This is a genomic window from Rhizobium sp. R693 (genome assembly GCF_002211315.1).
Classification (GTDB): Bacteria; Pseudomonadota; Alphaproteobacteria; order Rhizobiales; family Rhizobiaceae; genus Rhizobium.
On record NZ_LOKY01000024.1, the window covers coordinates 1 to 13537 of the forward strand.

Here is a 13537-nt window from a genome sequence, read left to right on the forward strand (position 1 = left end):
GGATTTACGCACACCGGATAAGCCGCAAAGCGGCTTACCTAGAGGACGCGGGGTGGAGCAGCCCGGTAGCTCGTCAGGCTCATAACCTGAAGGCCGCAGGTTCAAATCCTGCCCCCGCAACCAATCCTCCCGAAACGGATTCACGTTGGAAAACAAGCCGCCGGACGTCCGGCATAGCCACCGGGACGCGACGGCCGGAATCCGCCTGGAAAGCACGCGATTCGTCACCGGCTCGTCGTGGTGCGGCTTCCGCCGCGCTAGACGATTTTTATGCCGCTGTGCTGCCGCTTCGGTTTCCATCGCAGTCCCAAGCCGTCCAGTTCCGTCGTGTCGGTGTTCGCCGCTATGAACTGTATATCAGTATCCGCGAACGCGCGATAGAGTTGCTCCCGGAGCTTGGGATACTGGTCGTCCCGGCCGTTCTCGAAGCGGACCACGTGGCGCGCGCTGACGCCCGACTTTGCGGCCAGCTCCTGCTGGGTCCAGCCAAGCATCGCCCTGGCGGCGCGGCACAATGCGGGGGTCAGAGCGGACGACATGGCCACCAAGGACGGGCTTGCGTCGCCGATGTCAAATCGGTCAGAATAAGTGACAAATATGGCTTGAAAAGCGACAAAATCGGCATACTATTCCTAAGCCGCCCCGGCCGCGAATCGTTTTCCGCGCGGTCTCCGCGAGGGCGGAACGACGTTACGGGCCCGGCGAATGATGATACATTGCGGTCCGTCGCCCTTCGATCGAGGTGAGCGCCATGAAAGCGTGGATTTTTTCGGACCTTCATCTCCAGCAGGACCGGGGTTTCCCGGCAGCGGTCCCCGAGGCCGACGTCTGTATTTGCGCCGGCAACATCGGCTCGGGCGGGTTGATGGAAAGCGTCGGCTGGCTGGGCGAAACGGTATGCCCGCACATGCCGGTGGTCCTGGTCCCCGGGAACCGCGATTACCGCGGGCCGTCGATTCCGGAGGTGATGGAGCAGGGGCGGAGCCACGCCGCACGGTTCCGGCGACTGCATATCCTCGACGAGCAGGTCGCGGTCGTCGGCGGCGTCCGTTTCCTCGGCGCGACGCTTTGGTCGGACCTGGCGCTTTTCGGCGACGAAGGTCCGGCGATCGAGGCGGCCAAGGGGCTCGCCGACTACACCGAAATCAGGACCTCGCGGACCCCCCGCAGGCGCTACACCCCCTGGCAGTCCATAGCCCGTCATCACAGCGCGCGCCTGTTCCTCGAACGCCAGCTTTCGGTTTCTCCGGCCCTTCCGACGGTGGTCGTCACCCACTATGCGCCGAGCCTGCACTCGGTTCCGAACTGCCTGTTCGAAGATCCGCTCGCGCCAAGCTTCGCGTCGAATGTCGACCGTCTGATATTGCAGTTCGAACCGCGAGTATGGATACACGGACACATTCCACAGTACCGGGAGTTTCCGATCGGCAAGACCCGGATGGTCTGCAATGCCCGCGGCCACGGCGGCGGGCGATCCGACTTCGTCGCGGATCTGGTCGTCGACCTTCTCGCGGACACGGGCTCGACCGTCCCGCCGGTTCGCAAGACAACGACCCGGACATCGTACAGCTACGCCTGACGGGTCGAACGTCCCGGGGGGGACTTCCGACGACCACCAGCGGACGCCGATACCGGTGAGTTCAACTCCTTGGCTTTTGTCCTACCCCCGCGGCAATTCGTGAGACCCGCGGACGCCCGTCCGCCCTGGCGAAAGATTCTCTGGAGTGCCTGGGAAAACGTCGGATTTTCGCTTCCGTCGCAGTCGAGTTGACGCGGTCGGTTGTCTGTTCAGCAGTTGCTGTCGCCGGCATGGTTTTTCATCACGCCGTAGCTTTCCAGATTTCCGGCATCATCGTACTTTGCCACGAAGCGTATCCCGTTATTCCAAAAGGCGGCGTGCAAAGCGCCGCTGACTTTGGCGGACGCGGGTTCGTCGTTGCTCTCGAGCCGGCTGATCGTTCGAACCGCAACTCCAGACTTGGTTGCCAAATCGGGTTGGCTCCAACCGAGTAGACCTCGAGCGGCTCTGACCAGATCGGGAGTTAAAATTGGCTTCATAGGCATCACGAAAAGGTTGACGCCGCAAAAGTCAAATTTGGCGTGTATAAAGACATAAATGTCTTGAAACACGCCAAATATTGGCTACGATCCATCCCATCGCGCGGGGGAATCGCATCGAAGCGGCTACCGTTTGTCGTCGATTTGAATGACCTTTGAGGTTCAGATGTTTTTGACAGACTTGGGATTGGAATTGCGCCACCATTCGGAGGGAAAGGATATTCGGCATGCGAGCCTCTCAGGTGGGATTGCACGTCTTGAATTTACCGGCTCGATGTATCGCACGCCTGGCTTGAACGCTGCAGGCAATAGCGTTCAAGCATCTGGCCGAAGTGCCATGCCGTGGGGAATTCGGCAGAGCGAAATCCGTTCGTAAGTCGTGGCTTGGAGTGACCTCATTGGAGCTCGCCGGAGTTCGCGGTTGGGTGCAGTCGTGACCACGACGTCTCGCTTGCGAGGCCAAAGGGATTCCGGAGTGTTCGCCCGCATCAGCGAAATGTTTCCCAGGTCCTCGGGCTCTCGTCCACTGGCACGAGGCCAAAGAGATTGGAGAATAGGATGATCATCGGTGGTTCACCAAATGACCGCTCGGGTGGGGCCCGAGCGTCCCTGATCGAGAGCCTGCGACGTCTCGCAGACGATCTTGAAAACCTCGATCAATGTGCCGAGGCCCAAGCTCCAAGTGCTGCAATGAACAGTTGGACGCTGGGCAAGCGGGCAGTGACTTGCATCATCGGTCGTCCGATCGGGCACCCGCTCATATACGACGGCAGACCCGCATTTTCGAGTGAGCTCATGTACTTCGACCCGGAGCGCGGCCTCGCACGAACCATGAGCCGCTGGTATCGCCTCGGCACCCGCGTCGAACCCGAATACTGGTCCGAGCGCCTCCGGGGGAGGGCTGGCCTTCTGGAGGATACGCTTTGATCGAGGACTGGCTCCCTGACGAGGACGTCAAGAAGGTCACGAGACCCCTCGGCGGCAAACCACGCATGCCGTGGAAACCCGGTCAGGTAATCGACCGTGCCGTCATGACCATCCCGGTCTACGTGGCGTGGCGCGGCCTGGCGGCAGCACTCCGGCGGTTGAACAGGAAAACCGGCATATCCATGGTGACCGCCTGCCTTTCTGAAGGCGGCATCACGCCAGGGAATTCTCGTTGGCACCGTTCCCGGCCGCGCGTCGAACTCCAGGGTGGTGAACGGCTCCGGGAGAGAGCTCGCCCATTCGGGGATTTGCATTGATGGATATCGTGGAATTCCTTGAAATCGTGAACTCGGTGCAGCCCTCCAGGAGAAAGCCGCGTCCGCCGTGGAAGCTCAGTCAACCCGATGACGAGGACTTCATTACCCTTCCGGTCTATCTCGCCTTTTGCATAATCGCTGCGGCAGCCCGGCCTTGGAACAGGAAGAACGCGAAGTTCAAGGTGATCCTTTGTCTATCGGAGGAAGGCTGCCTACCGGTCTTTTCCGCGGCGGCTCGGGTCTTTCTAAAGTGTGTCGCTGAATACAAGCTAGGAACACGGCCATTCGTCGGTGATTGGAACGACCGTCATTCCTTTAGGAATCAATTTGAGGTCCAGAGATCGGACCGGGCAATCTTCCTCAAAGAGCCCAAGACTGATCTGGATGACGAGGCAAGGCTATTTGCGGACGCGGTGGTTGATGTCCCGGCGCGGACCAGAAGCCATGTCGAGGCCGCCCTCAAGCGTTTCGGATTGCCCATCACCGACAGGGACGTCGATCTACTGCTCTTGGAGCCGTGGTCACGATTGGACAAGGCCTTCCAGGAAGGTCGGTCGCCTGCGCTCGCGTTGCAGAGGTTGAGGCAGTATCCGCTACGCGACACGTCGGCCGTAGTGCCGGTGGCCAAGGTTGGCGGGCCGACGCTCGCGGACATGCACGGATACGGGCCGGTAGTGGAATGGGGAAATGATCTCGCCCGGGACATCGAAGATTACCGAGCGGGCCGCATCCAGTGGGCGGACGTGGACGACGGGGTCTTGCTTTCCGGTCCGACGGGTACCGGAAAGACCACGTTCATGCGTGCACTGGCAAACAGCTGTGGCGTATCCATCATCGTCGGGTCCTTTTCGACCTGGCAAAGCGCGGGGTCGCTTGACCACTTTTTGAAAGCCATGCGGAAGGCCTTCGCGGAAGCCAAAAAGAATGCGCCGTCGATCTTGCTTGTCGACGAAGTGGACACCTTTGGCAGCCGGAACAGCGGTGATCACAACGACGCCTACTGGACGGCCGCGATCGCCGGTTTTCTCGAGCTCCTCGACGGTTTTCATGGCAGGGAAGGTGTGGTGGTCGTCGCGGCATGTAACAACGCGGACAGGCTCGATCCGGCGATACGGCGTGCGGGACGACTGGACCGCCATTACCAGATCAAGCTACCCGACACGCAGTCCCGACTGTCGATCCTGCACTTCCACAGCGGTATCGAGCTTGATCCCTCACAAGCCGACATGTTCTGCATGGCCACCGAGGGTTTCTCCGGGGCCGATATCGAACAACTCGCTCGTGACGCCAGGCGGGCAGCGCGACGCCATCGTGAGGTTCTTTCGGGAATTCACGTCATTGCCCAACTTCGAACGTTGAGGGAGCTTTCGGATGACTTCGTTCGCAATCTCGCTGTCCATGAAGCAGGTCATGCCCTCGTCGCAATGGAAATCGGCCACGGAGAGGTGACGGAAGTCAGGATTTCCCGATACCGGATCGAAGGGAAATCCAGCGAACTCGGCTACGTACAGTACGGCGAAATGGGTGCTCGAGCAAAGACGCGGGCCGACTATCTGAACGCGATCGCGGTTTGCCTTGGCGGGATCGCCGCCGAAAAGGAAGTCTTCGGTTGCTTTTCCGACGGCGCTTCGGGCTCTGAAGACGCGGACCTCAACAGGGCGACGGAGATTGCGACTATGCTGGAGGGTGCTCGCGGGATGGGACACACCCTTCTCGTCGAAGACCCCGTCGATCAACTGGAGCGGCTGCGAACTTATAACCCGGAGTTCCGGAGGCGTGTTCACGACCTCCTGCAGAGCGAGTTCGACCGCGTGAAGTCCATCATTCGAACCCGTCGAACCGCCCTGGATGCCATCGTCGAACGTCTGATGGAAACGAGAATGTTGTCCGGCGACGAAGTCGCCGAGATCGCGCAACGACACCTTCTGCCGACCGTCAGCCTGGCCAAGCTGCCGCGCCGCATGGGAGGGGGCTAGGTGGCGAAGAAGCGTCGGGGAAGACGGACTTGGAAGAAACGGGCATACCTCCGGGTTACGAAGGGGCGTGATCAAGGAAGCTCGCTCGGGTCCGGTCTCGACGACATCGGCTTTGAGCCGCTTGGACGGCGCATTGCAGTTAGAACAACGCGTGATGGCGATGTTCCTTTGAGACACCCGGCTCCGAGCGATGCCTACTACGATTACTCGTCGCGCCGGATCGTCGTCGAGTTCGAAAACGGCTCCGTATTCATGGTTCCGGCTCGATCGCTGGAGGGGCTGGTCGAAGCATCCGAAGCGGATACCGCCGAGGTCGAAGTTCGTGGCGAGACGGGGCTTCGTTGGGAAACGCTCGATAGGGACTACGAGATCGCGGGCCTCATCGCCGGAATTTTCGGAACTCCGAGTTTCATGGCGGAGTCTGCAACGCGAGCAATGTCGCTGCAGAACAACAAGCAGGCACATGATTTCGCTGCCTGGGCTCGACCAGTTGCCGTATTTCTCTCCTACGAAATGCCTTACCGTCGCGAGGTTGGGTGGGAACATTACTACATGACCGCCTATGAGATCGGGTGCGCGGCGCTCGTCGCATTGGGGCAGGCGAATGAGACTGTCGGAGGAGCCAAGCCGCGACGATTTCCAGACCGTCCCGAGGTCCCGCCAAGGTGGGATGATATCTCGATTGCCGTCATCTACGTCGCCGCCCAGAACGGTCAGCTGCGATTCCGGCCGTTGGGACGGCGCGTTCCATCGCCGAAGACGGACGATCGAGGCGATATGCCGGGAACCAATATCGCGGCTGCCAATGGAGCGGGCCCGGCTCGTGCCACGTTCAACACATACTGGGTTCTGGAGGCTCTCGGACTTGTACACGGCGGGCGCTGGACAAACGCTGCCGAGACGGTCCTCTGGCGGGACAATCCGACTGAGTGGAACCTCGATTTCACGAGCGACGCCAGGTTCATCAGGGCGGCGTCCGACGCCGTCGCGAATGTGCCGGACGACATCCGCTCGCAGATTGACGCGATAGTCGAGTCCGCAAATGTTGAGATGCGGCTGGAGCAGACACCACATGTCGAGAATGCCGATGCCGAAACGGTGCCGCCGGGAACGCCATCCGCTTCACGCGAAATGCTCGAGGATTCGCTACGACATCGTCTCGACGTCCTGTTTTTTCGCCGGTGGCGTCTCAGCGGTTGGCTGTCCGATACCGGGGCGCAATCCGCTCTCGAGATTCATTACGATGAGCTGGCGATTTCGATGAGAAAGGCCGTGATGTCGCGGCTCTATCCAAACTCGCCGCTTTCCGCTCTCTGATTGGCACTCTTGGCCCCTTCGCAATAGGACACCGACATGAAACTCTGGATCGCTTCCGACATCCATCGCGAGTTCGGCCAACCGTTTTTGCACACCCCGCCTGAAGGCACTGACATTCTGGTTTGCGCGGGCGACGTCGGCACCAAAGGCGTTGTCCCGAGTCTTCGCTGGCTCGCCGACTCCTACGCCCACACCATCCAAGTCGTCTTCGTGCCGGGCAATCACGAGTTTTACTCGACGTCTCTCGAGGAGAGCATTCGCGACGCCCGAGAGTTCGCCGCGGGGGTTCCGAACATACACTTTCTGGAAAACGAGGCGGTCGAGATCGGCGGGGTGAGATTTCTCGGCGGAACCCTATGGACCGATTTTCGCCTGTTCGGTCGAAATCCGGATGTCAGCATGTCCTACGCCGCAAGTGGAATGAACGACTTCAAGAAGATCAAATTCTCAAAGTCGCCCTTCACAAAATTCAAGCCGATACACGCTTATCGGAAGCATGTCGAAACGCGGGATTTCATTGCGACAGAGCTTCGCAAACCAACGAGATCGAAGACAGTCGTCGTTACGCACCACGCTCCGTCCCCGCAGGCGATCGCCCTCGGTTTTCGGCATGATCCCTTGTCTGCTTGTTACGCGTCGGATTTGGAAGACCTCATGTACGAGGTCGGGCCGACATTGTGGGTGCACGGTCATGTCCATCACCGACACGATTACATGGTCGGCGATACGCGGGTTGTCTCGAATGCCCGCGGTTATCCGCACGAGACGACCGGATTCGATCCTACTTTCACCATCGAGATTTCCGCCGACAACGGATCGAAGGACGACCTGGTGAAGTCTGCGCTCGCAATTCTCGACCTAGCTCCCAACACAGACCCCGATCCCGGCGACGAACTCCCGGAAAACGTCGGAACGCAAAACTCAGAATCCGAACACGCCGGTCTCAGGCCGAGCAGCATCAAGCGCCCGGACGACGAAACTGATTAAGCCCGACCATTGCGCAGGAGGTTCCATGTCTTATCCACCGCCCAGCCACGTCCGCTACGACAGACGGTACGGCGCAATCGTCATCGAGTTTCACAACGGCTCCGCGTTCGTGGTTCCGGCCCGTTCCCTGGAAGGTCTGGCAAACGCTTCCGAGGCGGAAATCGCGAAGGTCGAGTTACACGATGGATCGGCCCTACATTGGGAAACGCTCGATCTCAGACATGAAATCGGGCTGTTGATGGAAGGAGTATTTGAGACTGAGGCTTTAAAGGTGATGCAAAACCCCAGTGCGGGGCCGGGCTTGGTGGAGGAGCCTCCGCCAGCCGTCTGGATTGGTCAGGTGATTGAGTTCTTGTCGAACAATCTTCCTGGCGACCGAGAATCCGCGTGGCAGCATGACTTCGTCACCGCCTACCAAATCGCCTGCGAAACGCTCATTGTCCTCGGTCAGGCCGAAGAGACCACGCATGGAGCGATGCCGCGAAACGACCCGGAGCTACCCGACATCCTGCCAAGATGGGACGATCTCGCGACGGCGGTTGTTTATCTCGCGGCACAGAACGGGTTGATCACGTTCCTCGCGTCGGATGAAGCGACTCAATCGGAATTGCTCGGCGCGGGATTCGAGGACGCTCGCCAGCGTGGCCGCGAAATGTGGGCCGCCCGCGCCAGCCCGGAAGTCACGTCGGTTTTCCGCTCGCTTGGTTTGCTCGACGGAAACGGCTGGACCGCGGAGTCTGAAACGATACTGTGGCGGGAAAACCCAGCGGAATGGCGCATCGATTTCAAGAATGACCCACGTTTCATTCGTGCGTTGGACGATGCGTGCGCCCACATGCCGGACAGCATCCGAGCGGAAGTTGATGGGATTGCTCAGATAACGGATGAAGCCATCGCACTGCACGGCGACCGAGCCATCGATCCAGACGAGGAAGGCTCCGAATCCGTGATGAGATTGCCGCCGAAAACTCCGGAGCAGGTGAGAGAAGGGATACGTTGGAGCAGGCGGCACGACTTCGATGAGCTTTTCTACAAGTTCTGGCGGATCGACGACGGCTGGTTGTCACCGGATCAAGCAAAGCGCGCTCTGGAGATTTTCAACGATCCGCTTGCCATCGCGATGAGGAAAGCGGTCGCCGCACGGCTTTATCCGCATTGGCCGCATTTGGCCGAGTGAGGAGAATGAGTCTTGGGAGCACCGACGCCCCCTCCGCAAACGTCGAAGCAAGGAGAACTCTTGGCAATCTGGATTGTGTAGTTGCGCGTAAAGTCGTCACTCATAGGCGAGCTGCTCTGCCATGTTGTTTCGCACTCGGCGTGCAACTATGGGCTGAGTCGGCAGGAAGGCAAAGTGCGTGCTGGATGCCGGCATAGGACATACCCTGCTGGCAGTTCTTCAGACCCCATCCTCATCAAGGGGTAAGCATAAGAACCTGGCCGCGGGTATCGCTATCTGAGCCTCTGTGATCAAGCCACTTTGACCGCTAAGCCTTCGGCAATCTCAGCGGCCGCTATCGCAGCCTCCAGCCGGCCCGACGTCTTGTAGGGATAGTGCTTCCAACACCACCAGTCGTCCCGGTCTCCCTTCACAAAACCGAAGCCTGCCCAATCCCCGCAATGGCATTTCCGCGCGACGAGCTTGGGAGCACGCTGAAGGGTAGGGCGATCGATATCACTCATGAAACCTCCTTGAGAACCCAACCCGACTTGGGCGGCTTCCAACCTCTTTTGGCGGCGCGATCATTCGCTTCGATGATCGCCTTGCGCTTGGCCGCTTGCAGTCCCTCTGCCCATACCGTGATGCGGAACCGACCGGCGGAGAAAATGTAGCGATTGACGTCCGCCCTGCGACCTGAAGCGTAACCGGCTCTGAATAGCTTCTTGGCGACGACCAGGTCGACACGTGTTGCAAAGCTCGGTCCCTGCGCATCCCACCATTTGCGGAACGCGGTCTCGAGATTGGGCTTTGGCGGAGGGCTGGGACGGTCGAGCATGTCAGAGTTCCCGATCGAAACTGGGTTTCCATCCACGTGTCACGCCGCGGCTCATCGCGGCCTCGGCCAATGCCAGCTGACCGCGGAGATGTTAATGTCTGCGAGCAACGTCGCGATGGTCGCTTTGGCGTCCTCATCGTGGAAAGCGAGGGCGGCTTCGACCTCGAAGTCCGCGTTCATTTGCATGGCAGATTTACTCGACATGGCCCGCTTCTCGAACGGTTTCATAGAAGGTCTGCACAACGTCGCTCACGTCTCCCGCTCCGGGAAACCAGATCGGTTTACGCATCACAATGTCGGAGCCAACGGAATTGAAGTAGCCGCAGGCCCGACGCGTGGCCGGATCGACCGCGATATCGAAATACCCTAGCGGTCCCCCTGACGCCATGTCGTAAACATTAGCGGAATAGAGGTTCCAGCGCTTGTAACTGGGGATCATGATCAAGACTGCCATCAAAAGCGGATGGATTTCGGCCATCGTGGCGTGGGTTGGCGGCGTCCAATAGGTTCCGGTGATTTCGTGAGCGCGCGGCTGTGCGTTCGGCATGTCAGGCATGGCCGTCGTCCTCGTCAGTTGTTTGGATGTTCCTATTATGTTCTCTTTTCGGGAGGAGTCAACATTTTATCAGCGACGCCGTCCATGCGCGGCCGAACGTTGGTTGAAGGAATCGGTTAGCTCTGCCACCATCCACCCGTTCCGTTCATTCGGGGCGAGTCGTCAATGTTGGCCGTGAACCACGACGACTGCGAATGACCCTTTCTTAGCCAGAAGCCGCGAGGGGAAAGCGATGACAGCCGCCGAGAAAAGGCCAGACGTGCAGCACGACGCCGTTGAACAAGCGATCGCTTGGCATTCGGGTGACATGAGGGCAGCCATTGCCACGCTGATGAAGACTGCAAGCACCTAAGAAATCAGCTCGATACCGCCCAAAAATGCGTGAGCAAAGGCCTGACACGAGGTTGGGTTCCGAGTCCGGAGCGCTAACGTGAAGAGTGACGGGTATTCGCGTGCCGCATGGCAGGTACCCGGTTCCCGTCGTTCTTTAGCTGACGCTAATCGCCTATATCACCGTGTCTAGACACGAAGGAAGACAATGACAAATAAGCTGAACTCGTTAGAAGCGACAAGGGACTGCGTCTTGACTGCCCGTCCGTTCAAGGGAGCTTTCATGTACGTGGCGGTTGCTGCTGCCGTCACGGCTTGGTCGATGACGGAAACGCAAAAGGCGTCGCCACAAACGAACGAGCGCGTCGCTATCGTCATTCACTGAAAAAACGTCGAGACTTGCTAGGCATCAGGTGATCGAGTGTAGCCGGTCGCGAAACTGCTTGAGCTACCAGCACTCCGACCTTCCGCCCAGCATCCGTCTCGCCCAGTTGCTTAGTCCGACTGCGTCCGCCGATAACAATGATACCCCGAGCTTAATCCTACAAAGCGTACGGAAGGTGAACTCGTTATTGCCGCGTCAGACTTGCTGGAAACAGCCCCAAGTTCGTACCCCGGCCGGAAACGAAGACGTAATCGCCGGGCATATACTTCCCTCGTGTCTCATTAGGAATGCCACAGAGCCTATCGAATAGGAACGGAAGCTCCTTCAGAACAAGCGGTGATCGGCATCCCTTGGTGCCGGAGTCGTTGGAGCTGGCCACGATGAACTGAAGTTCAGTCTGATTGCCCAGTAACAGCGCTAAAATCATCGGTGCAACAACAACGATCACGTTCCGCCCAAAGACAAAGCCCAACATCGGCGCGAATACTACGACAATGAACTTCTTGAATTCGTTTCCTTTTATTGAATCGTAGCGCCTTACCATTAACCAGAAGCTCAGAGCGCCGGAACCTAGTCCCGCGGCAATGCCAAACCCGTCAACTTCGGTAATCCATTTGATTGACGGCAGAAAGCTGCGCCCGAACATTGGGAAGAAGAACGGCAAAACGCCGAGCAACATCCAAGTTGCAGCCATGCCTTTGACAATCTTGTTGGGAAACGGGTCAACAGAGGCCTTGGAATCGGTCATGCAATTTGACATCCCATTGATGAAATCAGAAATTCTATTTGCAGGTTATGGTTTTATTTCTTGTTACACATCTTATTGGCGAGTGTAACCACACGCCAGCGTCCGTCGCAACTGGAAAGATTGTGAGATGGTTGTAATTCATGTCGATCCGTTCCCGTCAAACGAAGAACTGAACAGTCTTTGGGCGGAAGCTTGGGGTGATCCCGAGGAAAGGGATTTCAGAGGAATTTTAACACGAAGCCTAGCCCATCTTGGAGCTTACGACGGCCATCGCTTGGTTGGCTTTTTGAACGTTGCCACGGATGGTGGACTCCATGCGTTCATTCTAGATACCTGCGTCCGGCCAAGCATGCGTAGAAAAGGCATCGCGACGATGTTGGTAAGGGAAGCGACGAATGTCGCGCGAGACCGTGGGGCAACGTGGCTACATGTTGATTTTGAGCCGCATCTGACCTCATTCTATCGCGATTGCGGCTTTGGGCCGACACCAGCAGGCCTCATTCGCTTGGGGAAGGCGTTTAGAAATTCTTGACCTAGCCTCCTGATGGTATGGTGTGTGCAATCTCAGGCCGCTTGGCAAAATCGCTCGCGAAAACCCTTCGATCAAGGCAGTGGTCGAACCCAAATTGCGAGAAGCACTCGCGGGCCTTGGCGATCCGTCCAAGGGTGAAATTGGTCGCCTCGGTATGGATCGTAACAGCCAGGGCATGAAACCCAGTTGGGACGATCAGCGGGGCCGACACTCATTGGTCATCGAGCATGAGCGCCATGCTTATCGTGTCGACGAAGCGGCCGTCGATGCGAACACTCCGTTTCAGGCCGCCCTCGATTATAAAGCCGGTGCGCCTCATGGTGCAGACTATTGAGTTCTATCAACCATCTCACGGCTCGAGCCACGCCGAATTCCCGCATACCAAGCCACGAGCGGCGGGCCGGAGATGAGGCGGCTCACGAAACTGCGGTAGATACCGTACTTGAAATAGACCGGGACATCCCGGTCCACGTTCGGGCCATCTAAGGCGCAACAGAATATCAACATCAAAGCTCGCGTAAGAGAGGTCGCCAAATGTGCGAGATATGTACCGTTGCTCACGTTTTATCCAGTTTTTGACCGCCGCTTCGGCACGCGGTGATGTATTCTTCTGACGCGCAGCGACTTGCGATTATAAATTTATATATTGCACAAATTTCTACTTGCGCGATATGAAATATTCATTCAGTTGAATACTATGATTGAAATACGCAGTTTGCGGGAGTTGTTCGAGCAGACTTTAATATACTCGCCGATGATTTGTTGTTGACTGGTTCTTCTGCGGTGCGTTCCAGCATTAGAGTCGGATAATAACCGACTCGTAGAATATCATCTCCATGCCGAAGCGTGTGATCTGACCAACCTCGAGTTCCACCTGCTAGGGAAATTAGTGGCGGCTTTTGCCGCTCTGGATGTCTGCGGACAGGCCTTAGTGCTCATACTTTCACGGTCGGGAAACTATTGATGAGTTGTGTTCTCATAGTGAAATACTTGTTTGCCGCTTTTGCTGGCTTGAGCATGCAGCTCGCGGTGGGCTGGGCTCAAGAAGCGGTCGCTCAAGACGTCGCGTCGAGGCGTTGCGCGAACGAGATGAAAGACTTTGTCGCGACGATCGATCTCCTGATGTCGTCGCAGTCCCCAAATGTCGAACACCGAACCGACTTCCTAAGAGAAAAGGTTCCAACCGGCAAATGCGACGTGGAGGTTGTTCGCGAGTCTGCGCGCCATTCGAAATACTTCCTCTATTCCCGAAAAGGAGAAACGTCCGAATCCTTCAGATTTGCTAGCGAGACGCTTGTAGCAACGTTTTGGATTGATCTGCGGATCATGGAAATACCGGGCGATTCGCCCGTCATTCATGTCAAGAAGACGGAGGGTGATTTTCAATGAGCGAACGTATCGTTGTGACTT

Annotated in this window: 17 protein-coding genes, 1 tRNA gene and 1 pseudogene; 12 read left to right on the forward strand and 7 right to left on the reverse strand. The window is 57.9% G+C overall.

Features of this window, described 5'->3' with window-relative positions; all coding sequences use genetic code 11:
- Positions 1–46 precede the first annotated feature (46 nt).
- Positions 47–123, forward strand: a tRNA-Met gene (locus ATY79_RS19625).
- A 134-nt stretch (positions 124–257) separates the two neighbouring features.
- Here the strand turns inward: ATY79_RS19625 and ATY79_RS19630 are convergent.
- The gene (locus ATY79_RS19630; protein WP_088704646.1) at positions 258–539 is read right to left on the reverse strand and encodes a helix-turn-helix domain-containing protein; all 282 of its coding nucleotides are present in this window, start codon (positions 537–539) and stop codon (positions 258–260) included.
- A 212-nt stretch (positions 540–751) separates the two neighbouring features.
- On the opposite strand from ATY79_RS19630, the gene ATY79_RS19635 reads away from it, so the two are divergent.
- Positions 752–1579, forward strand: a complete 828-nt coding sequence (locus ATY79_RS19635; RefSeq protein WP_088704647.1) for a metallophosphoesterase — start codon at positions 752–754, stop codon at positions 1577–1579.
- Positions 1580–1788: 209 nt separating this feature from the next.
- Here the strand turns inward: ATY79_RS19635 and ATY79_RS19640 are convergent, their stop codons facing one another.
- Positions 1789–2130 carry a helix-turn-helix transcriptional regulator gene (locus ATY79_RS19640; RefSeq protein ID WP_348627571.1) on the reverse strand — a complete coding sequence of 114 codons (342 nt, stop codon included), beginning with the start codon at positions 2128–2130 and terminating at the stop codon, positions 1789–1791.
- Positions 2131–2616: 486 nt separating this feature from the next.
- Here ATY79_RS19640 and ATY79_RS19645 point away from each other — a divergent pair, with 486 nt between their 5' ends.
- From ATY79_RS19645 to ATY79_RS19670, 6 genes are read left to right on the forward strand one after another with little or no spacing between them, the layout of a single operon-like run.
- Entirely contained in the window at positions 2617–2985 is a 369-nt protein-coding gene (locus ATY79_RS19645) for a DUF6634 family protein (protein WP_088704648.1), read from the forward strand.
- Positions 2982–3302 (forward strand): hypothetical protein, encoded by a 321-nt coding sequence (locus tag ATY79_RS19650; protein WP_088704649.1) that lies wholly within the window; start codon positions 2982–2984, stop codon positions 3300–3302. Before ATY79_RS19645 ends, ATY79_RS19650 begins: the two co-directional genes overlap by 4 nt.
- The gene (locus tag ATY79_RS19655; protein WP_088704650.1) at positions 3302–5278 is read left to right on the forward strand and encodes an AAA family ATPase; all 1977 of its coding nucleotides are present in this window, start codon (positions 3302–3304) and stop codon (positions 5276–5278) included. The genes ATY79_RS19650 and ATY79_RS19655 overlap by 1 nt, the downstream gene beginning before the upstream one ends.
- Positions 5279–6595 carry a DUF2442 domain-containing protein gene (locus tag ATY79_RS19660; protein WP_088704651.1) on the forward strand — a complete coding sequence of 439 codons (1317 nt, stop codon included), beginning with the start codon at positions 5279–5281 and terminating at the stop codon, positions 6593–6595.
- Positions 6596–6631: 36 nt separating this feature from the next.
- A complete protein-coding gene (locus ATY79_RS19665; RefSeq protein WP_088704652.1) occupies positions 6632–7582 on the forward strand; it encodes a metallophosphoesterase in 951 nt (316 codons plus the stop codon).
- A 25-nt stretch (positions 7583–7607) separates the two neighbouring features.
- A complete protein-coding gene (locus tag ATY79_RS19670) occupies positions 7608–8759 on the forward strand; it encodes a DUF2442 domain-containing protein (RefSeq protein ID WP_088704653.1) in 1152 nt (383 codons plus the stop codon).
- 290 nt (positions 8760–9049) lie between these two features.
- Here ATY79_RS19670 and ATY79_RS19675 read toward each other — a convergent pair whose 3' ends face one another.
- The 4 genes and pseudogenes from ATY79_RS19675 to ATY79_RS19690 form a co-directional block, all read right to left on the reverse strand.
- A complete protein-coding gene (locus tag ATY79_RS19675) occupies positions 9050–9262 on the reverse strand; it encodes a hypothetical protein (protein ID WP_088704654.1) in 213 nt (70 codons plus the stop codon).
- Positions 9259–9576 carry a hypothetical protein gene (locus tag ATY79_RS19680; protein ID WP_088704655.1) on the reverse strand — a complete coding sequence of 106 codons (318 nt, stop codon included), beginning with the start codon at positions 9574–9576 and terminating at the stop codon, positions 9259–9261. The genes ATY79_RS19675 and ATY79_RS19680 overlap by 4 nt, the downstream gene beginning before the upstream one ends.
- 1 nt (position 9577) lies before the next feature.
- A pseudogene (locus ATY79_RS31600) lies at positions 9578–9780 on the reverse strand (hypothetical protein).
- A complete protein-coding gene (locus ATY79_RS19690) occupies positions 9770–10132 on the reverse strand; it encodes a hypothetical protein (protein ID WP_245312401.1) in 363 nt (120 codons plus the stop codon). The pseudogene ATY79_RS31600 and the gene ATY79_RS19690 overlap by 11 nt, the downstream one beginning before the upstream one ends.
- 538 nt (positions 10133–10670) lie before the next feature.
- Between ATY79_RS19690 and ATY79_RS30960 the strand changes: the two genes are divergently transcribed.
- Positions 10671–10847, forward strand: coding sequence for a hypothetical protein (locus ATY79_RS30960; RefSeq protein WP_189638044.1), 177 nt, complete (start codon positions 10671–10673; stop codon positions 10845–10847).
- A 184-nt stretch (positions 10848–11031) separates the two neighbouring features.
- Here the strand turns inward: ATY79_RS30960 and ATY79_RS19700 are convergent, their stop codons facing one another.
- Positions 11032–11595, reverse strand: coding sequence for a hypothetical protein (locus tag ATY79_RS19700; protein WP_088704656.1), 564 nt, complete (start codon positions 11593–11595; stop codon positions 11032–11034).
- Between the two features lie 127 nt (positions 11596–11722).
- Between ATY79_RS19700 and ATY79_RS19705 the strand changes: the two genes are divergently transcribed.
- The 3 genes from ATY79_RS19705 (at position 11723) to ATY79_RS19715 (ending at position 13516) form a co-directional block, all read left to right on the forward strand.
- A complete protein-coding gene (locus ATY79_RS19705) occupies positions 11723–12127 on the forward strand; it encodes a GNAT family N-acetyltransferase (RefSeq protein ID WP_088704657.1) in 405 nt (134 codons plus the stop codon).
- A gap of 94 nt (positions 12128–12221) precedes the next feature.
- Positions 12222–12461: a hypothetical protein gene (locus ATY79_RS30965; RefSeq protein WP_189638045.1), complete on the forward strand. Its 240-nt coding sequence runs from the start codon at positions 12222–12224 to the stop codon at positions 12459–12461.
- Positions 12462–13090: 629 nt separating this feature from the next.
- Positions 13091–13516, forward strand: a complete 426-nt coding sequence (locus tag ATY79_RS19715) for a hypothetical protein (protein ID WP_088704659.1) — start codon at positions 13091–13093, stop codon at positions 13514–13516.
- Positions 13517–13537 lie beyond the last annotated feature (21 nt).

Coding starts and splice junctions, on each gene's coding strand:
- ATY79_RS19655 (WP_088704650.1), top strand. CDS start 3,302: ATGGATATCGTGGAATTCCTTGAAATCGTGAACTCGGTGCAGCCCTCC.
- ATY79_RS19630 (WP_088704646.1), bottom strand. CDS start 539: ATGTCGTCCGCTCTGACCCCCGCATTGTGCCGCGCCGCCAGGGCGATG.
- ATY79_RS19645 (WP_088704648.1), top strand. CDS start 2,617: ATGATCATCGGTGGTTCACCAAATGACCGCTCGGGTGGGGCCCGAGCG.
- ATY79_RS19690 (WP_245312401.1), bottom strand. CDS start 10,132: ATGCCTGACATGCCGAACGCACAGCCGCGCGCTCACGAAATCACCGGA.
- ATY79_RS19670 (WP_088704653.1), top strand. CDS start 7,608: ATGTCTTATCCACCGCCCAGCCACGTCCGCTACGACAGACGGTACGGC.
- ATY79_RS19700 (WP_088704656.1), bottom strand. CDS start 11,595: ATGACCGATTCCAAGGCCTCTGTTGACCCGTTTCCCAACAAGATTGTC.
- ATY79_RS19680 (WP_088704655.1), bottom strand. CDS start 9,576: ATGCTCGACCGTCCCAGCCCTCCGCCAAAGCCCAATCTCGAGACCGCG.
- ATY79_RS19665 (WP_088704652.1), top strand. CDS start 6,632: ATGAAACTCTGGATCGCTTCCGACATCCATCGCGAGTTCGGCCAACCG.
- ATY79_RS19635 (WP_088704647.1), top strand. CDS start 752: ATGAAAGCGTGGATTTTTTCGGACCTTCATCTCCAGCAGGACCGGGGT.
- ATY79_RS19705 (WP_088704657.1), top strand. CDS start 11,723: ATGGTTGTAATTCATGTCGATCCGTTCCCGTCAAACGAAGAACTGAAC.
- ATY79_RS30960 (WP_189638044.1), top strand. CDS start 10,671: ATGACAAATAAGCTGAACTCGTTAGAAGCGACAAGGGACTGCGTCTTG.
- ATY79_RS19675 (WP_088704654.1), bottom strand. CDS start 9,262: ATGAGTGATATCGATCGCCCTACCCTTCAGCGTGCTCCCAAGCTCGTC.
- ATY79_RS19715 (WP_088704659.1), top strand. CDS start 13,091: ATGAGTTGTGTTCTCATAGTGAAATACTTGTTTGCCGCTTTTGCTGGC.